The sequence below is a fragment of the Exiguobacterium sp. s191 genome (assembly GCF_018618955.1).
Taxonomy (GTDB): Bacteria; Bacillota; Bacilli; order Exiguobacteriales; family Exiguobacteriaceae; genus Exiguobacterium_A; species Exiguobacterium_A abrahamii.
The window spans coordinates 1,383,959-1,410,172 of record NZ_JACSNC010000001.1; the positions used below are offsets into that span (position 1 = coordinate 1,383,959).

The window sequence follows — 26,214 nt, forward strand, 5'->3', positions numbered from 1 at the left end:
GTTTAGTTTTTTTGTGCCGTCAATCGTAACAATTCATCAACTAAGTCCCGTGAAGCGTTCGGCATACCGAGCGCAAGCGCCGCTTCAGACATCATTTGTTGTTGTGCTAACGCTTTTTCACATGCCTCAAACAACCGATCACCCGTTAGCTCTTGTTCACGAATCAATAGACTCGCACCTGTCTCGACGAGCGATGAGGCATTGACCTCTTGGTGATTTTCCGTCACGTAAGGACTCGGGATGAGCACGCTCGGTAAGCCGAGTGTCGTCAGCTCTGCAAGCGTACTTGCTCCCGAACGCGAAATGACGAGTTGACTGGCTTTTAAGATGTTCGGTAAATCATATACGAATGGGCGAAGTTGAATGCGTTCTGGCACGGAACCAACGCGTGACACAATCGTATCGTAATGAATTTGACCAGTAACGAAGAGGAGCGACCAGCCTGCTTGCTCGACCTTTGGCATCATATCGACGACTGCTTCGTTGATTGCAGGTGCGCCACGACTACCGCCATAGATGACGATGAGAGGGCGTCCTTCCTCAAAACCAAAACGTTGTCGCTCTTCAAGCGGATTGATGTTAAGCTCTGCCACTTCAGAAGCACGCGGATTTCCGATTAAAACCGTCTTCGCTTCATTCTTACCGAAGTGATGTCCAGACCCTTTAAACGAGAGTGCAACTCGATCCACATACCGAGCTAAAAATTTATTCGTGATACCAGGTAAACTGTTTTGTTCATGAACGAGTGTCTTGAAACCCATTTTTGCAGCCGTATACAATACCGGTCCACAAACGAATCCACCTGTACCGACGACGATATCCGGTTGGAACTGACGCAGTAGTCGACGAACACGCCGGACGCTCTTGACGAACCGGATACCGGTCTTGACGTTTTCGAACGACAAGGAACGACGGATACCAGAAATCTCAATCGATTCAAATGGAATTCCCGCGCGACGGACGATATCCGCCTCGAGACCATTTTCTGTTCCGATATAGAGGACCTCACACGGCATGCGTTGTTCGAGCTCCCGGATCATAGCGAGTGCCGGATAAATGTGACCGCCTGTACCGCCTCCAGAGACGACGATTTTCATACTGTTGTTCCTCCTACTTCATGTACGGCACGAACGAAATGATCGCCGCGCTCTTCATATGTCTTGTATTGATCCCAACTTGCAGATGCTGGTGACAGAAGAATGATGTCGCCGGGTTGTGACACTTCAAACGCTACTTTCACCGCTTCATCCATCGCCTCAACAACGGTCGACGTATAGCCATTTTCTGACGCAAGCGTTCCGAATCGATGACCTGTCTCACCAAGTCCGATGACGTGTTTGACGTGCTTCATTGCATCGAGTAACGGTGTCAAATCCGCTCCACGCTCGAGTCCGCCACATAACCAGATGATAGGTGCCGTAAATCCAGACAACGCCGCTTCTGTTGCCACATTATTCGTTGCTTTTGAGTCGTTGTAAACTTTTCGACCAGCAATTTCACCGACGAACTGTGTCCGGTGCTCTACACCACCAAACGTCCGTAGAACGTGTTGAACGTCAGATAATGCTAAGTTAAACGGTTCGACGAGTGTTAAGGCTGCGAGAACGTTCTCGACATTATGCCCACCACCGAGAGCCAGTTCATCAACAGGTAAGATACTCGTCCCATTGATTGTCAACGTATCGTTCATGACTTCTGCGTATGCCGATTGACGACGAGAGAACAAGAGTGGCGTTACTTCAGCAGTCTTTCCGAGCGCATTGACGGACGCATCATCGGCATTCAAGACAAGACGATCCGTTTCTTTCATGTTCTTAAAGATCCGGGCTTTCGCTTCGCCATACGATTCAAAATCACCATGATAATCTAGATGTGCCGGTGATAAATTCAAGAACGCTGCCGTGTATGGTCGGAATTGCTCGATCCCCATCAATTGAAAACTTGATAATTCAATGACGATGATATCGTCCTGTTTCGCCTGACATGCGATTTCAATTGCCGGGAATCCAATGTTTCCTGCCAAATGTACACGCCGCGTACCGGTTTTCAACAATTCATGGACAAGCGTCGTCGTCGTCGTTTTCCCGTTCGATCCCGTGATGGCAATCCACGTCGCATCTGTTGCTTGATACGCCAGTTCTACCTCTGTCCAAACCGGAATGTCGCGTCGCAAAGCTTCTTGTAGCAGATCGATGTGATACGGAATCCCTGGATTCTTGACGATCAAATCGATATCGTCGAGTAGTGTGAGCGGGTGCTCACCATAGACCGTCTTAACATCGAGTGATGCAAGCGTCGCTTGATCACTCTCGGACGGCGTTTTCCCGTCATTGACCGTTACCTCTGCACCAACACTCGCTAAATATCGAGCTGCTGCGATTCCACTTTTCGCCGTTCCGAGAACGAGCACTTTTTGATCATTCCATTGTCGTTGTTCCATTGTTGAATCGCTCACTTTCTCTCTTCTTTTTTATTACACGAATAGATAGGCGATGAATGCCATCAAACAGCTGATTCCTGCGAATGTACCGACGATCCGCCATTCGCTCCAACCGACCATTTCGAAGTGGTGGTGAATCGGGCTCATTTTGAAAATCCGTTTTCCTGTCGTCTTAAAGGAGATGACTTGTAGAATGACGGATAATGTCTCGACAACGAACACGATACCGATTAAGACGAGTAGTAATTCCAGTTTTAAGACAATCGATAGACCTGCTAGTGCAGCTCCAAGTGCAAGTGACCCTGTATCTCCCATGAAAATCTTCGCTGGGTGCGCATTGAATAATAGGAATCCGATCAAGGCACCGACCGCTGAGAAAGCAAAACAAGCAGCGCCTACTTCGTCCGCGATAAACCAACTGTATAATCCGAAGAACAAGAATGTTGGAATCGCTGTGAATGATACGAGACCGTCCAATCCATCCGTCAAGTTGACTGCATTTGAGAAGCCAACTAACCAGAACAAGGCAACAAACGGATAGACGATACCGAAATCAAGCTCAAAATCTGTAAATGGAATCGATAGATACGTCGCATCACTCGTGAATCCACCGCTCAACCAGACGAATAACAATCCGACGACGATTTGTCCAATTAATTTTTGTTTCGAATTCAGACCAAGGTTACGTTTCTTGACGACTTTGATGTAATCATCAATGAAGCCGATAACGCCATAAGCAAGTGTTAAAAACAGTAACGATAATTGTGTCGTCGATAGATCGCCCATGACGACTGCACCGAGAACGCTGACGATCATCGCAACAAGAATGACGATTCCACCCATCGTCGGTGTTCCTGATTTGACCTGATGCCATTGCGGTCCTTCTTCCCGAATTTCCTGACCGAATTTCAATTGGTGTAGAAACGGAATCGCCTTTGGCATAACGAGTAGTACAACAAGAAATGCAAGAATAAGACTGATGAATAATGTGATCATAGCAGACACCCTTTTTCAAAAATTAGTTTTCGTTCAGATATGTTAATATCCGTTCAAGCGCCATCCCACGTGACGCTTTCAATAAGACGATTGTTCGTTCTCCGAGCAGCGGACGCAATCGTTTTGCAGCATCCTCGACAGTTGCTGCGAATTGGATTTGAACAGACGGATCGCTGATTCCTTCCGCAATCCACGCGCCTTTCTCCCCTACTAGGATAGCATGCGAGACGGGTAACGCAATCCGCTTTCCGACCGAGGCATGTAATAAGCGTTCTTGGTCCCCTAATTCATACATATCTCCGAGGACGAGAACTCGTGTCGTATACCCTTCCAGCGCAGTAACCGTCTCAATCGCTGCATTCATCGATGTCGGACTCGCGTTATACGCATCATTGATGACCGCAGTCTCTTCAAAGAGTAATCGTTCCATCCGCATCGGTGTCAATTCAACCGCATCGAACCCTTCTTGAATCCGAGCGTCCGTCACGCCAAGTGCACGTGCTGTCGCAATCGCGTATGCTGCATTTCGGACTTGGTGTTTCCCTAGCACTGGTAGGTGAAAAGCGGTGCCATCGTAAGTAAAGGCCGTCCCAAAGAGCGTTGCTTCCCTAGTTTCGATCCGGTACGTATTTCCGATCTGATAGCCAATCTTCTCTGCTTGAACTTCTGCGAGAAGTGGTTCGTCACCATCAACGAATAAATGACCACCTGGCTTGAGTCCGGATTGAATCTCGAGCTTCGCTTTGGCGATGCCACTGCGTCCACCGACTTGCTCCGCATGCGATTCGCCGATGTTCGTGACGAGCGCGATATCTGGCTCAGCTAGATTCGATAAGAATTCAATATCGCCAAATCCATTCATTCCCATCTCAAGTACAGCGACTTCCGTATCAGCCGGCATCATGAGAATCGTTAACGGCATTCCGATATCCGAATTGAAGTTTCCTTGAGTCTTATGTGTCTTGAACGTCGTCTTGAGTACGCTTTCGACCATGTCCTTCGTCGACGTCTTCCCATTTGATCCAGTGATGGCGACGACTTTTGGCGCAATCTGCATTAAGTATCGTTTTGCGATTTGTTGCAGGGCAACCAATGGTTCATCGACTTCCAAGAAAACGATATCGATGTCTGGTCGATCAATGCCTTTCTTCCATAAGGTGACGATCGATCCTTGGTTTTTTGCACCTTCAAGGAATCGATGACCATCGACGCGTGCTCCCTGAATCGGAACATAGAGACCGTCTTCTAGTTGTGCGCGTGAATCCGTTGCAAAATGACGAACGATACGATCATCTTTCACATCGAGATGCAACCATTCAGCGAGTTGCGTAATTGTTAACATGATATATACCTCCATTCGATGACAGCAAAAGAGGACGAATGCAAAAGTCAACGAATGACTCCTGTTCGTCCTCGTCTTCCTGTAGAAATCAGGAAACTTGCTCTACCGTTACTCTTTAGGTTCAGCTAGTTCGACCGTCAACTTTCCATTTTCCTTCACTAGTGTACCAGTTCGAGCCGATTGTTTGGTTACAAAACCTTTACCGATGACGTCGAGCTTCAAATCATATAAGCTGACAAGCTTTTTGACGTCTCGTTGCGACCAACCGGTCAAATCTGGCATCTTGAACGTATTTGATGTTTTCAGCAAGACACGTTCTCCGCTGACGAATTCCTGTCCACGGGATGGAATCTGCGAAACGACTTCAGCACCATCGCCTAGGATGATCGCAACTGCCTCTTGTTCTTTTGCTAGATCAGTCGCTTGTCGAGCACTCTTCTTGATATAACTCGGCGTGATCTTCGCTTTGACATCCACCGAATCCTTTTGCGTTTCCGGTTGGATGCTACGATACTGTAGTGCCGTATTCATGACACTCTTGAACACAGGACTCATGATGAGTGGACCAGAGACGGATGATTCGTTTTTCGATGGACGATCGACCGCGATGTACATGATCAATTCCGGATCATCTTTTGGGGCCATACCGATGAACGAGTGAATGAATTGTCCTTGAATATACTTTCCATTCTCAGAAATCTGAGCCGTACCGGTCTTCCCAATGACACGGTAATCTTTCAACTTATACATTTGACCTGTACCAAGCTTACTGTTGACGACACCGTCGAGTGCTTCGCGTGTTGCTTTTGCCGCTTCAGCAGAAATCGGTTTACCGACGACTTCTGTTTTCGCTCGGTAGGGTGCCTTATCCGTATGATCCGCTTTTTGGATGATATGCGGTTTGACCATCTCGCCGTCTCCAGCGATTGCTGTCGCTCCTTGAAGCAATTGCATCGGCGTGACCGCAGTCGATTGCCCCCATGAGGTGATGAGCGCATTCAACGGTTTAGACAAGTCGGATTGACTATTTACTTCTCCCGAGATGTCTATACCCGTTCGTTGGTCAAAATGAAACTTCTTAAAGTAATCTTTATACCGTTCGATCCCAAGTTTTTCTGCTGTCAACTTCGAGAACATGACGTTTGAAGAGTGATAGACCCCTTCAATCATCGGAATGGTTCCCCAACCGACATCGTTATAATCCTTGATGACCGTCCCTTTATAGTTATAACTACCCGATTTATACATCTCATTCGGACGGAAGACTCCCGCATCAATCGCCGCTGCGAGCGTAAAGATTTTCATCGTCGAACCTGGCTCGAATCGTGACGAGACGGCGAAATTCGTGAAATCTTTCATATCACGTAAATTCGGGTTGAACGATGGGCGATCCGCCATGGCGAGGATTTCACCGGTCTTCGCATCCATGACGATCCCCGTTGCATTTTTCGGTTTGTACGTGTTGTACATTTTTTGCATTTCTTTTTCAAGCGATTGTTGGATTCGATGATCGATCGTCAAATAGAGATTCGATCCATCCTTCGGTTCGTTCGAAACACGCGACGCACCTTGAATCAACGGATTACCGCTACGATCCTTTTCAAAGACACGGGCTCCGTAGGATTCACTTAAAGCATTATCATACTGCTTCTCGATTCCCATCTGACCTTGTAAAGCGACTCGACCATTTTCCTCGGTGATCTTTTGAACGAATCCAAGTGTATCGGACAGGAAGATGCCGTTCGGATAGTATCGTTTCGGCTCTTCAATCATCCGGATTCCGGGAAGTTTCAACTTGTCGATTTTCTCTTTTTGATCGAGCGTCAAATCATTTCCTTTTTTTCCGAACTCAATTTGAGAACGGTCTTTGTTTTCAATCAGATAGGTCTCCAGTTCCTTCGTCGTCATCCCAAGAATCGGCGCAAGACCTTCAGCCGTCTTTTTAAAGTCGACGATCGTCTCATCTGGATCTTTGACACCACCAAGTCGATAAACGCCAATCAGATGATAGGATGGAATATTGATCGCAATCGGGGAACCGAGACGGTCGAAAATCTCGCCACGTTCTGCTCCAAGCGTTTCTTGAGACTCCCATCGTTTCTTTTCCGCATATGCAATCATATCTTCACCATGGAACTGTTTTGTCGTTGCTAAATACAAAAATCGGCCAATGAACACAAAAAAGAGAGTAGCAAATATCACCATGATAAAGGCTACTCTCCAACGGGATTTTTTCAGTGGATTCATTTAGGAATCACCTTGATGTTCCCTTTACGCATATCAAGACCCTGTTCTTTTGCAATCTTATAAATCCGTTCCGGAGAGCTTAAGTTCGTGACCTCTAGTTGTAAACGTTCGTTCTCTTTTTTGAGTGATTGTGTGACTTGGTTCTCTTTTGCTAAATCACGGCTCACGTTATACGCTTCGTTATGCGTACTGATCGTCAAACTCCCAAATAACACAAGACCACCAATCATCGCACTGTATAAGAATTTTTCAAAGGGATACAAGCGATACTTCGGACGGACGGCGACGCGACGCGCGATATCTTCCGTCTTTCGTGGTTCCTGAACAGGTTGTTGACGAACGGGTTGAACCGTTTGGACCGATTTACGAAGTGGTTCTGCCATTGGAATGCTCCTCTCAAGTTTCTTTCATTTTTTCAGCAACTCGTAATTTTGCCGATCGGGCGCGACGGTTATCATCGAGCTCTTCAACACCAGCCGTAATCGGTTTACGTGTGACGAGTCGGAGTTCCGGCTCCATTTCGACGGGAATCATCGGTAACCCCGGCGGAAGCTCGGGTAGTGATGATTTTTCTTTGATTGCTTGTTTACACATGCGATCTTCAAGTGAATGGAACGTAATGACACATAGACGTCCTCCGACCCGTAATAAATCAATGGCTTGGTGTACCGCACGGTCAAAGACATTCAGTTCATCATTGACGGCAATCCGGATTGCTTGGAAAGTCCGTTTCGCAGGGTGACCACCTTTACGTCGTGCCGGTGCTGGAATCGCATCCTTGATCAATTCGACGAGTTCAAATGTCGTCTCAATCGGTCGCTCTTCCCGCGCTTTTTCGATTTTGCGCGCAATCTGTTTTGAGAATTTCTCTTCCCCGTATGTAAAGAAGATACGTACGAGATCATTGTACGACCACTCATTGACGACTTCGTAAGCAGAAAGTGGAGAAGATTGATCCATGCGCATGTCGAGACGTGCGTCGTGATTATAACTAAATCCCCGTTCCCCTTCGTCTAATTGTGGTGAAGAGACACCGAGATCGAATAAGATGCCGTCCACTTTCTCGACGCCATGTGCTGCCAACTGCTCTTTCAGATAAGCAAAATTACTCTTTATTAAAGTAAAGCGACCTTCATACGCCGCGAGACGTTCTGCTGCATGAGCGAGAGCGACATCATCCTGATCAAATGCGTATAGATGACCTGTCGTCAATTGCTTGACGATTTCTTCGCTGTGTCCTGCTCCACCTAATGTACAATCGACGTAAATACCGTCGGGTTTAATCGCGAGTCCTTCGATCGACTCCCATTTCAATACTGTTTCATGCTCAAACATGTCCTGCCTCACCTTTCACTGTCCTTGAAGGACGTTACTCTTTTTCAATGTATCACATTCTCTCGTGAAAACGTTACGAAAATGAGACAGTTTCCTTGATTTATTTAACTTTTGTGTAATTTTCGCTAAAAAAACGAAAAAACCTGCTAGTTTCAGCAGGTTTAGAGGAAAATCTTCAGTTGATCACTCGTATTCGCTTCATAGGCTGTTCTTAAGTCCCGCACAAAATCAAGACCATGATGATTTAACCACGGTAGGACAGAATGAATCCGCTCTTGTGGCGCTCCATCAGGAAAGAGATGGTAAGCCGTCTCTTTATATTGCCGTGTTTGTCGATCGAACTGACGTCGATCTTCTGCCAGTAGACTAGCAACTGCTTGATCGAGCTGTCTCTTGACCTTCTCACTCTTACTCGATGTCCGCAGTAGATCCTGTTCGAGCGAAAGGAATTCGGAGACGAAACTGTCTTTTAGCATCGCTGCCGCCTGCATATGTCCTGTCACCTTCTCTTCTGAATAAACCGGAATCGGAACGCCTGACCGGACGATTTCTTCGAGCGACACCTCGAGTTTAGCAAGACGTTTTTCATCGCTACGACGCACGAGTAACCCACCCATGCGGGGAATCAATAACGGCATCGTCCAATTCAGATGATGAAAGAGCGGTCGTAAGCGTGTCCAGTATGCTAACTCTCCCGGACCACCGATATAGGCAAGCGTCGGGAACAGGTAATCCTGCATTAATGGACGCGTCACGACACTGTTGGAGAAGCGTTCCGGACTGGCGTACAGCAACGCGATCAATTCAAGCTCCGTATACTGCTTTCCTTGTTTCGTCTCGAATCCGTCTGCTGTCGGATAAAGCAACTGACGACCGTGATCATCGACGAAAAGATGCGCCGCTTCCTCGTTCAAGAATGTATCCGGTAACTCTTGCGTCTGCGAAATACCATCCTTCAATGCTCGTCTAAATTCCGCATTGTCTTGAATCAACCGTTCAAAGAACGGAATCTCGAGTTCACGGACAGATTGTGTATCCGCATCAAAGAAGACGACATCAAAATCGATCAATTCACCGATCAATTGCGAGAAAAACATCCCATACGATGTACACTCTTCAACGAGTTGCTTCAGGCGCGTAACTAATCGTTTCGTATGAACCGTTTCTGGCATTGCTCGGAATGCCTCTTCGATGATTTCAAGAAGTGCTGCTTGATCAAAAGAGATTCGACTGACGGAGCGGGCAATCGATTCTGAAGGTGTGACAGCGATTTTACGCGTTTGATAATCCGCTGTCGGAACGTAAACATGGTTAATCTCATCAAAATCGTGATCTTCGGTCGCGAGCCAAAAAATCGGAACGACAGGTCTCCCAAGTGTCGTTTCCGCCTGCTGCGCGACCTTCAGACAGGTCAACAATTTATAGATGGCATATAATGGTCCGCCAAAGATACCCGTTTGTTGCCCTGTAATGACAACTTGAGCTTCACCCGTACGAAGCTTCGCGACACGTTCCCGCAAACGCTCCGTCATGTTCGGATTTTGACGTTCGAGTTCGTCTGTCAGTGCATCAAGATGCGGATAGTGACGTTCTTCAAGCAAACGGCTCCTCGACGCTAAACCACTCTCTCCAAGGTGGTCGACATATGTTAAGAATTCTTCTCGTGAAGCACGATGCATCAACGAGTTTTCATCGTATAAGGCTTCAAATGGTTGTACCTTCAAACAAAATCCCTTCTTTCTTACCTAACTGGTCAGCTGATGAACAGTTGACGAATACCGAGTACGAACAGTATGAAATGGACGGGTAATGCCAGCAAGATGATGATCCGCCAACTGTGGCGAATCATTTGTCTCAAATCAACATCAAGTTGACGAATTCGTTGCCAGAGCGCATTCAACGCAAACACCAACAACACGACGATGACGATCCACCCTAAGTAATTTGTTCCGGTCAAGGCAATCAATGCAACATGAATCGCATACAGCACGATGAATGTTCCAAAGTCGAGTGCAAATCGAACGGCCTTCCCATGTTTCCGAAATAGAAGTAGAAAGACGAGATACAACGCAATCAGGCTGAATAAAGGAAAAATGATGAAGACTGTCACTGCGTACCCTCCCTCTGTTTGATCTGTTCATAATAAAAAGATAAACGTGGCGTCGCAGTCGTCGCCTGACGTAATGCGTATCCAAGTATCGGCTCTACTTCCGTTCGTCGTCCGTACTCAAGATCTCGTAACATGGAAGAACGGTTTTTGCTCGTATTCTTCATGATCCGCTCGATCTCGGAATAAGTAATGTCATGGTGCGGGAAGATCGTCCGCATTTCGTCAAATAATTGACGGGCTTCTTCTCGATAAGGCATCTCTAATAAGGATCCATTCTCAACACCGTAATAAGCCGTCACTGGATTGATGACGACGTTGATGAACAGCTTCGTCAATAAGACAGTTTCCATATCTGACTCGAATTCAAAGCATAGCTGCTTTGACGACAAGTTCGCTACCTCTTTATTCCCGTAGCGGATGCGTCCTTTTCCAGTATGCTGGACTTCAAACGGTGCAGTACGCATGGCACCATGTTCGACGACACCAAATAAGACATGCGGCAATTGCTCTTTCCATTTCAAATGATCCATTCCATTTTGCAGGAACATGACGGGACACGTCAGCCGTTTAAGGAATGGAATCACACTTTTTATATCATACGACTTTGTCGCGACAAACACCAAGTCTTCTGACTCGAGCCGATCAATCTTCCGGATTCGTACGAGACGACTCGCTTGTCCATCGCGAATGATTGGTCGTTCCTCTTCTTGTTCTTGTCGCACATAAAGCGTGACTGCATGCTCTTCCGATAAATAAGAGGCAAGCAACAATCCGATGGCACCCGCGCCAATGATTCCAACATTCATCTATTCATGTCCCCTTTCATGAAAAAAGCGACCTTAAAACCGATTTCTCGATTCGAAGGTCGCTTTTATACCGATCAATCAGCTTATTTGCTGACGATTTCTTTACCTTTGTACGAGCCACATGCTTTACAAACGCGGTGTGAAAGTTTCATTTCACCACAGTTTGGGCACTCGACCATACCTGGTACACGGAGTTTGAAATGAGTACGGCGAAGACGTTTGCGTGTTTTCGACGTTCTGCGGAATGGTACTGCCATCGTTGTCCACCTCCTTGAAAAAATACACTCGCCTTTACTTCAGAAATCAGGAATCCTGATCTTTTTTAAAGAACTGAGCGAGACCCGCGAGTCGCGGATCGATTTTTGGTTCGGTTTCCTCTGGATCTTCTTCAGAAAGAATCGTCCAGCCTTCCCCCTCAACCAACTGATTCTCTTCATCATCCCCATGCACTTGCACTGGCACATGAAGTAAAATCAATTCTTGCACGAGCGGTCGAAGATCGACCGTATTCCCGATCGGCACGTTGATGTCATCTGCTTCGTTCGAAACAGCATCGACCTCGAGCAGGAATGGCTCGATGGATTCAATCTCGAATGGATAAGCGACGTCATTTAGCGTCCGGGCATCCGGAAGCGTCATTTCGCCGGTAATCCAAAGATTGAATATTAATTGATTCGATGTAAACGATGCATTTGCACGAACGTGCACAGGTTGCACCGCCCGGATATCCGGATGGAGGGCGACTAGCTCATTGAGCTCGATCGTCTCGTTAACCTGAAGTTGACCCAGATTGCGCAATTTATTCAATTGCATCAGGGACCATTTCATCCGAATCACCTCAATTGCAACAATATGAATTATAGAGAGGACATCTTGTTTTGTCAATGTTTTTTCTTTACACTGAAATCGCTAGAGAACGAACACTTTTGGACGTCTTTATCCATATTACCGCACTTAATTCGGTTTGCAAAGGAGAAAGTTTTCATGAGGATGACAGCTATCATTTCAGAGTACAATCCGTTTCATAACGGACACTATTATCAAGCGACGACAGCACGACGGGAAACGGATGCCGACGTCATCGTCGCCATCATGAGCGGGACGTTCATGCAGCGTGGTGAACCCGCCTTTACGGATAAATGGACACGTGCTCAGGCAGCGGTCGCGAGCGGTGCCATCGATCTCGTTCTTGAACTTCCTTTCTATTTTGCTGTCCAGCGTGCTGATCGTTTTGCACTCGGTGGTGTAACGATTGCCGAGACAATCGGCTGTCAGTCGCTTTCGTTTGGAAGCGAGTGCGGAGATATCGAACCTTTTCTCCATGCAGCAGCGGAACAGATCGAAGAGACACCTGCATACAAGCAAGCGTTACACGATGGATTATCAGCGGGCCTCTCTTCTGCTCACGCCGCCAGTCAAGCATTCAGGAGCGTCTCACAGACGCTTGATTTGACACAACCGAACAATACGCTTGGCTATTATTACGCTCGCGCCGCAAATACCCTATCGCTTCACACGACGAAACGGATTGGAAGTGGCTACCACGACTTATCCACCGGGGACATCATGAGCGCCACCGCGATACGCGCCCATCATCAGACACACGGTCAGCTGCTCGCACTTCCTGAACAGACCGAAGACGTCTTAGCAAGTGCCTCTTTCGCCAACTTCTCGCATTATTATCCGTGGATTCGACAACGTCTACTAACGACTCCAGTACTCGAGTTGATGCGAATCGCTGGGATTGACGCTTCGTTAGCACCACGACTCATCGAAGGGGCTAAACAAGCAACGACGTTCGATACCTTTCTGAATCACGTCAAAACACGCCGTTATACGCGGACGAGCCTGCAGCGTGCCTTGATCTATCTGTTGACCTCAACGACAGCAGAGGAGGTCGCACGGATCGATTACGACCATGTTGATTTCGTTCGTCCCCTCGCCTTTTCAGAACGAGGACGACAGGCACTCAAAACCATCAAAACGCGGACTACCGTCTTCAGTACCTTCACGAGTCATCCTTGGCTAACGAAAGAAAGCCAAGTGACAGCTGCATACGCACTGCCCTTGGCTCGCTATGACGCGTTGCTCGAACACCGTCGTTTTCCTTATTTCGCTGGAAGTTCTTCTAAATAATCAATCGCATCTTCGACTGTCTTGATCGGAACGAGCTTCATGTTCGTTCCGAGTTTTTTGATGGATGGTTTTGCTTCTTTGTAGTTCTCTCCTGCTGGCACGAACATGATTTCTGCTCCTGCCTCGTCAGCAGCGACGACCTTTTGCCACGCTCCACCAATCGGTCCCACCTTGCCGCCTTCTTCAATCGTTCCCGTGCCGGCGATTTTATGCCCTTTCGCCAAATCCCCCGGCGTCAATTGATCATAAATTTCAAGGGTGAACATCATTCCAGCAGATGGTCCACCGACACCTTCGACCTGAAACGCAATATCAGGATCCGTCGTCACGTTTGAGATCGGAAGCGGTTCGTAAATACCTAGTCCGACTCGCTTGACCTCTTTAGATAACTGATCCACTCGAATCGTCGTCTTCTTGTCTTCCGATTTACGCGTGAACTGAATCGGAACAGCTGTTTTGGCTTTTTTCGCTTGAATCGTCTTCATGAAACCTTCAAATGACGTAATCGGTTTTCCGTCAACACTTGTAATCCGATCCCCTGCCTTCAATTTCCCCTCGGCTGGACCACCGGGAATGACGCCGGAGACGTAGACCCCTTCGAAATCGACATCGACCTTTTGATCCGCCAATTCATACGCTTCGATCGTTGCGTTATGTTGCGCTTCTTCCATATACAGCTTCTGACGCGTTTCATACTGCGCGTCCGACTCTCCGTCGTACAGATAATCACTTACACTCGATGTTTCGGAGAACGGTAGAAATAAGCTTTCAATGAGAAAGTAAGGCGTGGCCCGGCGTTGTGCGATCGTCAGCATCATCAAATCTCCCGGTTCCTTGTCGCCTCCAGACACATCGATCAAATCTTCCGTCGACGTCGCGTCACCTGGATAGGAAATGAAATAGGGAAGCGGTACGAAAAATACGATCAAGGCAGCGATGATTGCTGCTAAGGCAGGTTTCCAAGCTTTCATCACAGTTCTCCTTTCGTATATTTCTGACGTAGCGCTTCTTCGACAGAAGGCGGTACGAGATCGGTAACGGAAGCACCATACTTGGCAGCTTCCTTAACGATCGAAGAACTCAAGAAGGAATACTGATTATTCGTCATCATGAATAGTGTCTCGATTTGATCATTCATCTTCTTGTTGATGGAAGCTACTTGCATTTCGTATTCAAAATCCGAAACTGCTCGTAGACCGCGTACAATCGCGGTTGCTCCGACTTCCGCCGCATAATCGACAAGTAGACCATTAAAGGAATCCACCTTGATTTGAGGTAGGTGCGACGTCACATCGGCAATTAACTCCATCCGTTCCTGGACAGAAAAGAGTGGTTGCTTCGAAGAATTATTCAGTACGGCAACGATGATCTCATCAAAAATCGGAACAGCACGCTCGATGATGTCTAAATGTCCGTTCGTGATCGGATCAAAGCTACCTGGGCAAATGGCGATTCGTTTCATTCGTGGTCTTCCTCCGCTTCCATGAATTCGTACAACGTGATCGAGATGACAGCGGAATAACGAAGTCGACGCACGACTTCTAGTCGTCCGATCTGGTCCGGCAATTCAACCGCTGAGTCATGTTCACAGACGATGACACCATTGTCCGTCAACATATTGTGTTGCTCTATGTACGTGACATGTTCCGTCAATCGCTCTTTTGCATAGGGAGGGTCTAGATAAATCAACTTAAACGGCTCTTCAGATGCGAGTTCCGTTAAAGCGATCGCTACATCTTTTTTCAAAACACGTGCTTGGTCCGTATAGTGCGTCGTTCGTAAGTTATCTTGGATCGTTTGGACCGCTTTATGGTGTTGGTCGACGAACACTGCCTCATCGCATCCTCTTGAAAGAGATTCAATCCCAAGACCACCGCTCCCCGCAAACAGATCCAGTGCTCGTCCTCCGTTGAAATAAGGACCGATGACGTTGAATAAGGATTCTTTTACCTTATCCGTCGTCGGTCGTGTTTGATCCCCTGGCACTGCTTTTAATCGTGTACCTTTCCGTTCCCCTGAAATGACTCGCATTTCCTTCATTCCTTTCAACAAAGAAGCGACGAGGATGTCCTCATCGCTCCATGGATTATGCTTCTTCTGGCATTTTACCTTTTTTGTTCGCGAACGTCTCCGTGATGAACGGTCGTTCTGAACGTTTGATCGATTCGACGAACGGGAGAGTCGAAATGACTTCCATCACCTGTTCATGCTGATCTAAATCGACATACAGATGAACGTATCGTTCACGTTTAGACGTAAAGTAGACGTTCCCGTAACGGCGTAATTGACGGGATGCTTTCATCGCATTGACATAGACGATGAGTCCCACTCGTTCCTTGATCACGCCAGCCTACCCCCTTCACCTTCGTTATCCGCTACAGCTACAGCTGCCACCGGTCGAACAACCTCCAGCGCATCCTTGATCGAAGAAAGGATTTCCCGTCGGTACTTTAATTTGCGGTGATACTTCCCCAGCGAGCTTCAGACTGATTTGTCCGAGTAACGTCTCGAGTTGTTTTTCCGCCTTTTTAAACTGCGCGACTTCCTCTTGTAAATCAAGTCGCCGTTTGACTTCATGGACCTTTTTCGTGATCGTCTGATAGTCAGGATGATACCGTCCGAATCGCTGTACGAGTTCGTAGTCCTCCTTGACTTGATGAAAATCGCGAATGACAGCCTGTGCCTCTGCTGACTCTTGCTGTGCTTGTTTCGCACATCTATATGCTTGCCCCGTTTCACTTTGAGCGAGAGATCGAATGAGGTCTTCCGCTGCGTTGATGAGGTCAATCGTCTTATCGGTATATATCACAACGAATCTCCTCCTTAACTTTACCATCTTATCATAACATTTCTCTCCCTCCTAGCCTGTTGAATTGTGTATAATTTGTTCAGAAGGAAGGAATGAACTTTATGCAACTGCTCTCTTTTAATATGTTCCGGACGATTGGAATCAAGACGGAACATGCCAAGTCAGATTATCACTTTGATTCCTTGAAAAAAATCGAACAGGCGGATGTCGTCCTGTTCCCGGAATACTGGCAAATCCACTCAATCATCTATGGGATGAAAAAACCGATTTTCCCGTCGGCTGCTACGTTCCACTTAGGTCATGACAAGATCGAAATGACGCGGATTTTTCAAACCGTCATTCCGGATAACATCCCTCGGACCGGCATCTATGGAAAAAATGAATTCACCGTCGAACGTGTCTTACGTGAATTTTCGTTTCCTTTCGTTGCGAAGACAGTCCGTAGCTCAATGGGACAAGGTGTTCATCTCATCAAAAATGAAACAGACTGGAAGAAATACACGGATACACACGAGACGTTCTACATTCAAGAGTACATTCCGAATGAGAAGGACTTACGTGTCGTCGTCGTCGGTGATCAAGTCCTTGCTGCATACTGGCGCGTCGGTGGTGCTCAGTTCTTAAATAACGTCGCTCAAGGTGGTGTCCTTGATTTTAATGATGTGCCACAAGGAGCAATCGACTTCGTACTCGCTCTTGCGAAACAGCTCGATATCGATCACGCCGGTTTTGATCTCATCATCCGTGACGGACAGTGGTACGTTCTTGAGTTCAACGTCTTCTTCGGTGGAGAAGGACTCAATCATCTTGGTATTCACGCACCGGATACGATTCTTGAATATGTCGAACGAAAATATGGAAGTTCATGAATTCTTCAAAATGACTTCACATCTTTTACGTCATCGTTTCATTCATTATGGTATGATAGTTTGGAAAGACTAGTATCTACTAGCAAACTGGGGTATAGGGGGATTCAAACATGAAGTTTGAACAATATGGTATCGAAGGCAAGGAACTGAAGTTCGGTCTTCTCGAAACAATCATGGAACATCACCGCTTCGTTCGTGAAGGACAGTGGGATTACGAACGCGCGATGTACGACATGAAATATGAAAAACAATCAACAGGTGAAGTATTCTACCTGCGTGTTCCTGTCTATGCGATCCAAGGCGAGATTGAAGACCGCCATGCTGTCGTTCGTATGATGACACCACTTCTCGGTAAACACTACTATCCACACGGTGTCGAGTATGATGAGACGTTCCCTCCGGAAATCGTCAAAGACTGCGAACGTCGTTTAGCAGCATTGCTCGAAACACTCGAAAAATAAGATCCACACGTAGAGGTTCCAATTAAGGAGCCTCTATTTTTTGTTTTTCATTCCAAACAAAAAAGCTAACGACCTCGCATCATCTACGAAGTCATTAGCTGTTCTGTCCACCTGATTGTTATTCCTTAAAATACACGAAACAGCTATTAACGCGCGACGAATTGTACATAAGATACGACATCGTCTCCAAGCTGAATCCCAAGCTGCTCGCGTACATGAAGATAAAGTGCGTGAAGTGACGTTGCCGGTGCACTGACCTTTACGCTAAATGCAATCTCTTCCCGGTCCATCCGTTTGATCCGGGAGTGATGGATTCCATAATCCTCGATCGCACAAGCAAGTAATTCCTCGATGGCTTGAATAGAGACGGTAACATCTCCTTGCATGTACTCTTCATAAGTCATCTACCTTCACTCCTTTGCTAATTGTGTGACCGAAGACATGACCTCTTCTAAGTCGACCGGTTCATCCGGTGTCTTCGCCATAGATGAAATCGCCCGTACTTTATTATCACGGTCCAAAATGAACATTTGTGTTCCGTGTGTCACTAAGCCGCTCTCAGCCTTCGAGTAATAGAAATTCAACTGACGTGTCAAACGATCGATGACGACTGGATCTCCCGTCAATACTTTCCAGCCCTTAGCATCTGCTTCAAAGTTCGAAGCATACTTTTTCAAGACTTTCGGTGTATCCACTTTTGGATCAACCGTCACTGCGACGAGTTCGACGTCACTTCCGTACAATTCTTCGCTCCGAAGCTTTTTCTCAAGCTTACGGTAATCATTTAATGTCAATGGACAAATATCAGGACAGTTCGAGTAGAAGAACGTCAAAACTTTGACTTTTCCGTCTTCCGAATTGAATGATTTTCCATCTACGGCATTCGTTAATTCAAATGGTGTCGGTTCAGCGATGACAGGTAACTTTTCTTTCATGAAAAAATAATAATATCCCCCGGCTGCCGCAACTAAGATAAGGACGACGGCAGCGACCGTCAAGTAACTGTTCTTTTTCAAGTTGGCTCCCCCTTAATGACTCCAGATCGCCCGGAATACGTTCGTCGTCTCACCCGGATCGTAGACGACATATAGTAAGCAATACACGATCACACCGGTAATGGCTGTCAAAAACCAAACGATTGAGGCAACCGGTCCGATTTTACGGTGACGTGCAAAGTTCTTCTTATAGGCGTGATAGAGTGCCATCAAACCGAGCACCCCACCAGATGTCGCAAGAAGAATGTGGAAGATCAAGAATCCTGTGTAGTAGGCTTTGACGGATTCTGGACCGCCAAAGGCTGTGTTACCGAGCAGAATCGTCCGCAAGGCATACATGATGAAGAATAATAAAGCGAGTGCAGCAGCAATCGTCATCACGGTTTGGTGAGCTTTCATGTTACGACGCGTTTGGGCGATCAAAAACCAGCCAATCGCTACGAAAATCGCACTGATGACAATCAGTGACACACAAATCAACGGCAAATAACTCATGTTCCAACTTCCTCCAATTTAATCCGCTTTTGGTGTGAAGGACATCCCTTCATCCACGGCAGTACTTTTTGAACGGCGCACCCATGTAAAGAAGGTCAGTCCGAAGAATAGACCATACACGAGTTCTTGACCGAGCTTCATGAGGACACCACCAAAGCGTTGGTCCTCTAATAAGTCATCTGTCGTTCCGAGCAATCGTTCCAGGTTCAATCCGCTTAAATCATTGTTCGGCATACAGTAAGCGAGTACTTTCGCGAACGTCGCCGGATCCTGATACGCTTGATACTGAAAACTTTGACTGAAGATCATGAAGGCACAGGCTGGTGTCAACAACACACCATTTGCCACGATATAGACCATCTTCTTCAGGTCAGAAAGACTGTCCGCCTCATTGACCGGTGCAATGATCGGATACCACATCGTCATACTCAAGAAAATCAATGTTCCGTGGAACAGACGGTGAACGGTATAGTTCGTCAAGACATAATCAAAAATAAATGGCATGTGATAGAACGTAAACAAGGCATTAAAGACGACAAGTGCAATCAGCGGCTTGATGAAGAAGCGAAGAATCCTCCCAAGATACGGTGTATCGAACAAGCGCTTATAAAGCCACTCTGGTATCGCAATCAACAAGAGCGGCGGTGCGACCATATAGACGAATACCATCTGCAGCATGTGTGCTGAGAACGTGATATGTGCTAGCAGGTCTAACGGACTTCCAAAACCGATGTAAAAAACGATCAGTGCCGCGAGCATCGAAAACTTTTGCCCAAGCGTTGTTTCCGGCTCATCCGGACGACGCAACTTTTCTGTCACGACAGCATATAGGATATACAATCCAACGAGTATCAACGCATAATACGGACTCCATAAGACAGTCCATTCGAATTGCGAAAGTGCTCCCCTTAAATTGCCTAACATATTTTTTCACCCCGTTCCTTTCTCTTACAAACTAAGATTACCGTTCCCCTATTTCATTGTAAAGGTTTCTCATAAAACGATTCCAAAATAAAAGACCATCCTGCTAAACGTTAGCAGAATGGTCACATTTCTTACCAGATCAATAGACGAAGCGTCGCAACAATCGTCAAGGCGACGAATACACCGAGACCCATCATGACTTTGATCCATGTGTTGCCTTTATTGTTCATGTGCATGAACATATAAAGTTGAAGATAAACTTGAACGATGGCCATGATGATCAAGAAACCACCAGCTGCCCAGTGCGGCATGAGCTCAGCCATGACAGCACCGAACGCGATGAGTGTCAAGACGATCATGAGCGCGAAACTGATGAGTTGCAGTTGTGTCTCGCGACTACGTTCCGCTTTCATCTCGAGTTCGATTTGATTACGCGTAAGTTGTGGTTCGTGTTTTTCCATCTTATTTCACCATCCCCATGAGGTAGACGACTGAGAAGATAAAGACCCAGACGACGTCAATGAAGTGCCAGTAAAGACTTGAAACATAGTACTTCGGCGCGTTCACGACCGTGATGCCACGGTTCCAGTTCCGGATGAGAAGCGTCGAGATCCAGAGAAGACCGAACAAGACGTGCGCACCGTGGAATCCGACGAGTGTATAGAAGGCAGAACCAAATGCACTCGATGTGAACGTGTGACCAATGTGGTAGTAGTGATTGAACTCATAAATCTCACCACTTAAGAATCCAAGACCGAGAAGTAATGTGATGATGAGCCAAAGCTTCATCTTTTTCACATCATTACGTTTCATTGCCATCATGGCAAGAACGCTTGTTAATGAACTCGTCAAGAGAAGCATCGTCATGATGAAGACGAGACCCATTTCGAAGATGTCATAACTGCGTAGACCTTCTTTTGCACCGGAGTTATGAAGTCCGATGTATGTTCCGAAGAGAGAGGCGAACAAAGTCGTCTCTCCTCCAAGGAAGAACCAGAAGGCTACATATTTATTCTTACCCTCAAGTGTTGCTTTTTCAACATGATCCGGAATACCCGTGATCGGGTTATTCGGTACTGAATGATGACCCATCTTACTTCGCCTCCTTTTCTGCTTCAAGGCGTAGATCTTCTTCGACGACTGATTTCGGGATGTAGTATCCTTCATCATCGATCCAAGAACGGAAGAACATCGCGATCAATGTCATCGCAAGACCAATCAAGGCAACAACAAGACCAACAGTTCCATAGTCTAGGCGAAGAATGAATCCGAGACCTGCGAGGAATAGACCGACTGACATGACGAATGGCAAGATCGTGTTGTTCGGCATGTGGATATCACCGACTTCTTCCGATACAGAAACTGTTTTGTTTCCTGCCATTTTTTCGAGCCAATACGTATCCAAACCTTTGACGAGTGGGATTTGAGCGAAGTTATACTCTGGAGTTGGAACTGGAAGTGTCCACTCAAGTGTACGTCCATCTCCCCAGACGTCGCGTTTTACATATTCTTTTGACATCAATGCTGCTGCAATCGAAATGACGAGAACGATCGTCGACACACCCATGAAGGCTGCACCGATTGATGAAAGTAAGTTCATTGTTTCCCAGCCTTGGTTTGGCAAGTACGTGAAGACACGACGTGGCATACCTGTAAGACCAAGAATATGTTGCGGGAAGAACGTCAAGTGGAAGCCGATGAAGAACAACCAGAATTGAATTTTTCCCCAGAATTCGTTGAGCTGTTTCCCGAACATGAGTGGGAACCAGTAGTAAAGACCTGCGAAGAGACCGAAGACAACCCCACCAACGATAACGTAGTGGAAGTGAGCTACTACGAAGTAACTGTCATGGTACTGGTAATCGGCAGGTGCAACAGAAAGCATGACCCCTGTCATACCACCAACAAGGAATGATGGAATGAACGCGACCGAGTAAAGCATTGCGACTGGGAACGTCAACTTACCGCCCCATAGCGTAAAGAGCCAGTTGAAAATCTTGACCCCTGTCGGTACAGCAATCGCCATCGTTGCTACGGCGAAGATCGCGTTTGCGACCGGACCGAGACCAACTGTGAACATGTGGTGGACCCAAACCATGAATCCGAGGAAACCGATCAACATCGTCGCAAAGACCATCGTCGTGTAACCGAAGAGACGCTTACGAGCAAATGTAGGAATGATTTCAGAGAAAATACCGAATGCCGGTAAGATCAAGATATAAACTTCCGGGTGACCGAAGATCCAGAAGAGGTGTTCCCAGATGACGATATTCCCGCCCGCTGCCGGGTCGAAGAAGTGCGCTCCGAAGAGTCGCTCGAACGTCAAGAGGAACAATCCAACCGTAAGTGGTGGGAATGCGAAAACGATCAAGGCAGAAGCAACGAATGCAGTCCATGTGAAGAGCGGCATCCGCATCAGTTTCATACCTGGTGCACGCATGTTCAAAATCGTAACGAGGAAGTTAATCCCCCCCATAAGTGTACCGAAACCAGAAATCTGAAGACCTAGAGCGTAGAAGTCTACACCGAGAGACTCAGGTACCGTCGAGAGTGGTGCGTATGCAGTCCACCCTGCGTTCGGTGCAGCACCGAAGAACCAAGAAAGGTTCAACAAGACTCCACCGAAGAAGAACAACCAGAAACCAAGTGCATTCAAGAATGGGAACGCAACGTCACGTGCCCCGATTTGAAGCGGTACTGCTGCGTTCATGTATCCGATCAACATCGGCATCGCTGCCAAGAAGATCATCGTCGTACCGTGCATCGTGATCAATTGGTTAAAGAGTTCACCGCTGACGAAATCGTTCATCGGTTTAATCAATTGAAAACGAATCATTAGGGCTTCTACGCCACCGACTAGAAGGAAGAACAATCCAGACATGATGTAGAGAATCCCGATTTTCTTATGGTCGACTGTCGTTAGCCAGTCCATGATGCCGCTTTTTTTCTGCGGCATACCCATAGTATGTGTCCCCACTATGATTCCCCCTTAAAAAATTATTGGAGCTTTTTGTCCAATAGATAATCTGCCAATTCGCTCAATTCTTCATCGCTGATCTGATCTTCAGAGAATCCAGGCATTTTCGTACCTTGTTTCTCTTTTTGTGGATCGCGAATCCATTTTTCGAGGTTTTCTTTATCATGATCGAGGTAACCCGCGATACGCTGACGATCACCGAAGTTCGTCAAGCTAGGTGCGACTTTCCCGCCACCATGACAGCTGAGACAGTTCTGGGCATAGACTTTCTCGCCAGTCGTCCAGTTCTTTTCATTCTTTTTATCAAGCTGCTTCGTCTCTGCTTCTTTCGCAGCTTTCATATCTTTTAACCAGTTGTCATAGTCGTCTTGTTCAAGTGCGACGACTTTGAAGTCCATCAATGCGTGAGAAGGACCACACAACTCGGCACATTTACCGTAGTAAGTGCCTGCTTCTTTTGCTTGTAACCACATTTCGTTCTCAAGACCTGGGTTCGTATCTGTTTTACCAGAAAGAGCTGGTACCCAGAATGAGTGAATGACGTCTTTAGACGTCAAGTTAACAGCAACACGTTTACCGACTGGAATGACAAGTTCTTGTCCTGTCGAAACACCTTTGTCTGGGTATTCGAACTCCCACCAGTAGAGGTTTGCTGTAACGTTGATTTGTTCGTTTTTCTTCGCTTCTTTTGCATCTGCGAGTTCAACCGTTGTTTTGATCGTAGGAATTGCAAGCACGATCAAAAGAAGAATCGGAATGACTGTCCAGATGATTTCAAGCGTATGGTTCCCTTCGACTTGCTTCGGAACCGTGTTATCACCTGATTTACGACGGAATTTCATAAGTACGTAAATATAAATGACGGCTACGATCGCAAGGACGAACAACATGACCCACAAGCTAAGCTTGATGATCTCAAGTTGCATCTCAGCGCCTTCTCCGCGAGGCTGTAGCGCAGACAATTCCGGAATTCCACAACCTGATAACATGAGTGCCATCAAGCCGATTGGAAGAAGCCGGAAGAGCATTTTTACTGATTTTTTCACAACCATCCCCACTTTCTTTGTCCCCAATTTTGTCTTTCGTAATGGTGTACGTGAATTATGTCAAATCGTTTTAGAGAGAAACGAGTACGACCGTCACGATCCAAGCCGTGAAATAAAACAGTGAGAAGAAGAACATCTTCGACGCCCATTTGATTTCGGCTTGTTCATCTTGGATCTTCAGACCTTTCAGTCCCATATAGAGCCAATATCCACCGAGCAATGCCATGACGATCATGTAGATGATGCCATAGTGTGCTAAGAGGAGTGATGATGGAATGAGTACTGCAATCCACCATACAATTTGTCGTTTCGTGATCGCGAATCCGTTTACGACAGGTAACATCGGGATACCTGCTGCCCGATACTCCTCTGTCCGTCGCATCGCGAGTGCAAGGAAATGTGGTGGTTGCCACACGAACATGATGAGGAATAAAATCCACGCATCAATGTGAAGCGTCGGAGTGACTGCCGCAAATCCAATGATTGGTGGCACAGCTCCTGATATACCACCTACGACTGTATTGATCGTGTGCGTCCGCTTTAACCACATCGTATAAATCACGACGTAAACGAATGATCCGATCAATCCGAACACTGCCGCCACATGGTTGACGATCAACAACAATACCGTACCGGTCGCAAGAATACCGAGTCCTAGTGCGAGTATCCGCTGTCCATCCATCTTCCCAGTAACGCTTGGTCTTCCCATCGTCCGTTCCATCTTGTAATCGATGTCCCGGTCAATGTAGTTATTGAGGTAGCAACTTCCGGCAATGACCAATCCACTCCCGAGAAGCGTCCACAGTAACATCCACTTGGTTTGCCACAGATACAACAGGACATCATCCGTTATGTATGATGCTGCTACGACATACCCCGCGAAGACCGTAATCAGATTGGCACGGACAATCCCCATTTTTGCTAGGGTAATATAGTCCTTGAATGTCGGCTGATCCGCTTGCTCGATCGCCATATCCAGTGCCTCTCCAGTAACTTTCGCCATGCTGTTCCCTCCTTTTCACCGTCTGCTTCCGTTTAGCACCTAGGCTTCACGTAATTTCTTCACAGAAATAACACAGACATGCCACGAAACGTCCTTTTCTCTATAAAAGATACCACATATCGAGGACCGTGACGTATGAAAATACTTTCGACATAATGAACAAAATGTGAAATCTATGTGATTTTCATCACAGTTCACCATATTTACCTAATACTAGAATAGCGTTGTTCTAAAAGATTGCAACCCTTTCAGTACTTTTTATGCGATACTAGACCTATGGAAATCCATGTATTTCGTATTTTTTTAGAAAGGTGGTGTCCAAATCTTGAATCGAAAACTTTCGATGTTTTCAGCCTTCGTCACGTTTACGATGATGATCGTCTTACTGATGGGTGGGACAGTCACAAAAACGGATTCGGGAGATGGTTGCGGAACGGATTGGCCACTCTGTCACGGGGAACTCATTCCGACGAACCCAAGTGTTGAAACGATGATTGAATATAGTCACCGCGCTGTGACTGGAGTCGTTGGACTCTTAATCATCGCCTTATGTCTCTGGACGCTCGTTGCCTTCAAGGATCGATTAGATACGAAGATCTTTGCGTTTCTTGCTTTCATCTTCATGTTGATTCAATCGATCGTCGGTGCTGGAGCAGTCGTTTGGCAACAATCAGACCTCGTCATGGCGTTACATTTCGGGATCTCTTTGATCTCCTTTGCTTCGCTATTGATTTTGACATTGTTGATCATGGAGCGTCCGGGTCAGGAATTCAGGGAATCTGTCCCAGCATTCTTACGGAAGCTCTTGTACGGTCTACTCATTTATACGCTGATCGTCGTTTATACGGGTGCTTACGTACGCCATGTCGGCGCTACATATGCTTGCGTTGGTTGGCCTGTCTGTTCTCAACCTTCCATGACGTTCGAAGCGTGGGTGCAGATGATTCACCGGATCATGGCAGGATTACTGTTCCTGTTCACCTTATTCGTCCATGTCGTTGCGATTCGCTTAAAGCATCGGACGACAACTATTGGTATGGCGTTCGCGACGTTCTTCATCTCGTGCCAAGTCGCCACTGGGGCTTGGATCGTTCTTGGTGGACATGCAACGTATGTGCCGTTACTCCACGCCTTCTTGATCACATGTTACTTCGGGGTCTTATCTTACTTGACGTACCATGCATTCCGAACGCGTAAGGCAAATAGTCGTCTTCAATAAGGTC

30 protein-coding genes are annotated in these 26,214 nt (G+C 46.7%); 4 read left to right on the plus strand and 26 right to left on the minus strand.

Translation table 11 applies throughout. The features are described 5' to 3' along the window. Positions 1-2: 2 nt before the first annotated feature. The 12 genes from murG to KNQ09_RS07530 all read right to left on the minus strand — a co-directional run bounded on the left by murG (position 3) and on the right by KNQ09_RS07530 (position 12,104). Positions 3-1,097, minus strand: a complete 1,095-nt coding sequence (gene murG / locus KNQ09_RS07475; protein ID WP_050677531.1) for an undecaprenyldiphospho-muramoylpentapeptide beta-N-acetylglucosaminyltransferase — start codon at positions 1,095-1,097, stop codon at positions 3-5. Beyond that, on the minus strand, positions 1,094-2,440 hold the full coding sequence (murD, locus tag KNQ09_RS07480) for a UDP-N-acetylmuramoyl-L-alanine--D-glutamate ligase (protein ID WP_214858049.1): 1,347 nt from the start codon (positions 2,438-2,440) through the stop codon (positions 1,094-1,096). The genes murG and murD overlap by 4 nt, the downstream gene beginning before the upstream one ends. 33 nt (positions 2,441-2,473) lie before the next feature. Next, the gene (gene mraY, locus KNQ09_RS07485; RefSeq protein WP_050677532.1) at positions 2,474-3,436 is read right to left on the minus strand and encodes a phospho-N-acetylmuramoyl-pentapeptide-transferase; all 963 of its coding nucleotides are present in this window, start codon (positions 3,434-3,436) and stop codon (positions 2,474-2,476) included. Between the two features lie 22 nt (positions 3,437-3,458). Beyond that, on the minus strand, positions 3,459-4,778 hold the full coding sequence (locus KNQ09_RS07490) for a UDP-N-acetylmuramoyl-tripeptide--D-alanyl-D-alanine ligase (protein WP_251138110.1): 1,320 nt from the start codon (positions 4,776-4,778) through the stop codon (positions 3,459-3,461). A 108-nt stretch (positions 4,779-4,886) separates the two neighbouring features. Continuing rightward, positions 4,887-6,956 (minus strand): penicillin-binding protein, encoded by a 2,070-nt coding sequence (locus tag KNQ09_RS07495; RefSeq protein ID WP_353049748.1) that lies wholly within the window; start codon positions 6,954-6,956, stop codon positions 4,887-4,889. Between the two features lie 65 nt (positions 6,957-7,021). Beyond that, positions 7,022-7,408: a cell division protein FtsL gene (ftsL, locus tag KNQ09_RS07500; RefSeq protein ID WP_023468808.1), complete on the minus strand. Its 387-nt coding sequence runs from the start codon at positions 7,406-7,408 to the stop codon at positions 7,022-7,024. 13 nt (positions 7,409-7,421) lie between these two features. After that, positions 7,422-8,360 (minus strand): 16S rRNA (cytosine(1402)-N(4))-methyltransferase RsmH, encoded by a 939-nt coding sequence (rsmH, locus tag KNQ09_RS07505; protein WP_035396712.1) that lies wholly within the window; start codon positions 8,358-8,360, stop codon positions 7,422-7,424. A 161-nt stretch (positions 8,361-8,521) separates the two neighbouring features. Then, positions 8,522-10,084 carry a bacillithiol biosynthesis cysteine-adding enzyme BshC gene (gene bshC / locus KNQ09_RS07510; protein ID WP_214858050.1) on the minus strand — a complete coding sequence of 521 codons (1,563 nt, stop codon included), beginning with the start codon at positions 10,082-10,084 and terminating at the stop codon, positions 8,522-8,524. Between the two features lie 29 nt (positions 10,085-10,113). Beyond that, complete coding sequence (locus KNQ09_RS07515; RefSeq protein WP_023468811.1) at positions 10,114-10,470, minus strand: DUF3397 domain-containing protein; 357 nt, start codon at positions 10,468-10,470, stop codon at positions 10,114-10,116. Next, on the minus strand, positions 10,467-11,276 hold the full coding sequence (locus KNQ09_RS07520) for a ketopantoate reductase family protein (RefSeq protein ID WP_214858052.1): 810 nt from the start codon (positions 11,274-11,276) through the stop codon (positions 10,467-10,469). The genes KNQ09_RS07515 and KNQ09_RS07520 overlap by 4 nt, the downstream gene beginning before the upstream one ends. Positions 11,277-11,359: 83 nt before the next feature. Next, positions 11,360-11,533 carry a 50S ribosomal protein L32 gene (gene rpmF / locus KNQ09_RS07525; RefSeq protein WP_012370841.1) on the minus strand — a complete coding sequence of 58 codons (174 nt, stop codon included), beginning with the start codon at positions 11,531-11,533 and terminating at the stop codon, positions 11,360-11,362. A 46-nt stretch (positions 11,534-11,579) separates the two neighbouring features. After that, positions 11,580-12,104, minus strand: coding sequence for a YceD family protein (locus KNQ09_RS07530; protein WP_214858054.1), 525 nt, complete (start codon positions 12,102-12,104; stop codon positions 11,580-11,582). Between the two features lie 156 nt (positions 12,105-12,260). On the opposite strand from KNQ09_RS07530, the gene KNQ09_RS07535 reads away from it, so the two are divergent. After that, positions 12,261-13,412 (plus strand): tRNA(Met) cytidine acetate ligase, encoded by a 1,152-nt coding sequence (locus tag KNQ09_RS07535; protein ID WP_214858056.1) that lies wholly within the window; start codon positions 12,261-12,263, stop codon positions 13,410-13,412. Here the strand turns inward: KNQ09_RS07535 and KNQ09_RS07540 are convergent. From KNQ09_RS07540 to KNQ09_RS07560, 5 genes are read right to left on the minus strand one after another with little or no spacing between them, the layout of a single operon-like run. Then, positions 13,385-14,383: a SepM family pheromone-processing serine protease gene (locus KNQ09_RS07540; protein WP_064299609.1), complete on the minus strand. Its 999-nt coding sequence runs from the start codon at positions 14,381-14,383 to the stop codon at positions 13,385-13,387. The two genes, KNQ09_RS07535 and KNQ09_RS07540, sit on opposite strands and share 28 nt — an antisense overlap. Next, entirely contained in the window at positions 14,383-14,874 is a 492-nt protein-coding gene (gene coaD, locus KNQ09_RS07545; protein WP_214858058.1) for a pantetheine-phosphate adenylyltransferase, read from the minus strand. The genes KNQ09_RS07540 and coaD overlap by 1 nt, the downstream gene beginning before the upstream one ends. Beyond that, entirely contained in the window at positions 14,871-15,452 is a 582-nt protein-coding gene (rsmD, locus tag KNQ09_RS07550; RefSeq protein WP_214858060.1) for a 16S rRNA (guanine(966)-N(2))-methyltransferase RsmD, read from the minus strand. Before rsmD ends, coaD begins: the two co-directional genes overlap by 4 nt. A 46-nt stretch (positions 15,453-15,498) precedes the next feature. Continuing rightward, positions 15,499-15,756, minus strand: a complete 258-nt coding sequence (locus KNQ09_RS07555) for a YlbG family protein (protein WP_023468818.1) — start codon at positions 15,754-15,756, stop codon at positions 15,499-15,501. A gap of 24 nt (positions 15,757-15,780) precedes the next feature. Beyond that, positions 15,781-16,221 (minus strand): YlbF/YmcA family competence regulator, encoded by a 441-nt coding sequence (locus tag KNQ09_RS07560; protein ID WP_195864725.1) that lies wholly within the window; start codon positions 16,219-16,221, stop codon positions 15,781-15,783. 122 nt (positions 16,222-16,343) lie between these two features. Here KNQ09_RS07560 and KNQ09_RS07565 point away from each other — a divergent pair, with 122 nt between their 5' ends. Both KNQ09_RS07565 and KNQ09_RS07570 read left to right on the plus strand, forming a co-directional pair. Next, entirely contained in the window at positions 16,344-17,090 is a 747-nt protein-coding gene (locus KNQ09_RS07565; protein ID WP_251138112.1) for an ATP-grasp domain-containing protein, read from the plus strand. Between the two features lie 110 nt (positions 17,091-17,200). After that, positions 17,201-17,551 (plus strand): YugN family protein, encoded by a 351-nt coding sequence (locus KNQ09_RS07570; protein ID WP_023468821.1) that lies wholly within the window; start codon positions 17,201-17,203, stop codon positions 17,549-17,551. A 146-nt stretch (positions 17,552-17,697) separates the two neighbouring features. On the opposite strand, the gene KNQ09_RS07575 is transcribed toward KNQ09_RS07570, so the two are convergent. From KNQ09_RS07575 to cyoE, 9 genes are all read right to left on the minus strand, one after another. Beyond that, the gene (locus KNQ09_RS07575; protein ID WP_064299608.1) at positions 17,698-17,955 is read right to left on the minus strand and encodes a hypothetical protein; all 258 of its coding nucleotides are present in this window, start codon (positions 17,953-17,955) and stop codon (positions 17,698-17,700) included. Positions 17,956-17,961: 6 nt separating this feature from the next. Then, a complete protein-coding gene (locus KNQ09_RS07580) occupies positions 17,962-18,567 on the minus strand; it encodes an SCO family protein (RefSeq protein WP_064299607.1) in 606 nt (201 codons plus the stop codon). Positions 18,568-18,579: 12 nt separating this feature from the next. Continuing rightward, entirely contained in the window at positions 18,580-19,041 is a 462-nt protein-coding gene (locus KNQ09_RS07585) for a DUF420 domain-containing protein (RefSeq protein WP_023468824.1), read from the minus strand. 18 nt (positions 19,042-19,059) lie between these two features. Then, positions 19,060-19,965, minus strand: a complete 906-nt coding sequence (gene ctaG, locus KNQ09_RS07590; protein WP_023468825.1) for a cytochrome c oxidase assembly factor CtaG — start codon at positions 19,963-19,965, stop codon at positions 19,060-19,062. 131 nt (positions 19,966-20,096) lie between these two features. After that, positions 20,097-20,426, minus strand: coding sequence for a cytochrome C oxidase subunit IV family protein (locus KNQ09_RS07595; protein ID WP_064299605.1), 330 nt, complete (start codon positions 20,424-20,426; stop codon positions 20,097-20,099). Between the two features lies 1 nt (position 20,427). Continuing rightward, positions 20,428-21,057: a cytochrome c oxidase subunit 3 gene (locus KNQ09_RS07600; protein WP_023468827.1), complete on the minus strand. Its 630-nt coding sequence runs from the start codon at positions 21,055-21,057 to the stop codon at positions 20,428-20,430. A 1-nt stretch (position 21,058) separates the two neighbouring features. After that, entirely contained in the window at positions 21,059-22,927 is a 1,869-nt protein-coding gene (gene ctaD, locus KNQ09_RS07605) for a cytochrome c oxidase subunit I (protein ID WP_029342162.1), read from the minus strand. A 35-nt stretch (positions 22,928-22,962) separates the two neighbouring features. Next, a complete protein-coding gene (gene coxB / locus KNQ09_RS07610; RefSeq protein WP_081637364.1) occupies positions 22,963-23,994 on the minus strand; it encodes a cytochrome c oxidase subunit II in 1,032 nt (343 codons plus the stop codon). A gap of 64 nt (positions 23,995-24,058) precedes the next feature. Then, positions 24,059-24,991: a heme o synthase gene (gene cyoE, locus KNQ09_RS07615; protein ID WP_023468830.1), complete on the minus strand. Its 933-nt coding sequence runs from the start codon at positions 24,989-24,991 to the stop codon at positions 24,059-24,061. Between the two features lie 325 nt (positions 24,992-25,316). On the opposite strand from cyoE, the gene KNQ09_RS07620 reads away from it, so the two are divergent. After that, complete coding sequence (locus tag KNQ09_RS07620) at positions 25,317-26,210, plus strand: COX15/CtaA family protein (protein ID WP_023468831.1); 894 nt, start codon at positions 25,317-25,319, stop codon at positions 26,208-26,210. Positions 26,211-26,214: the final 4 nt, after the last annotated feature.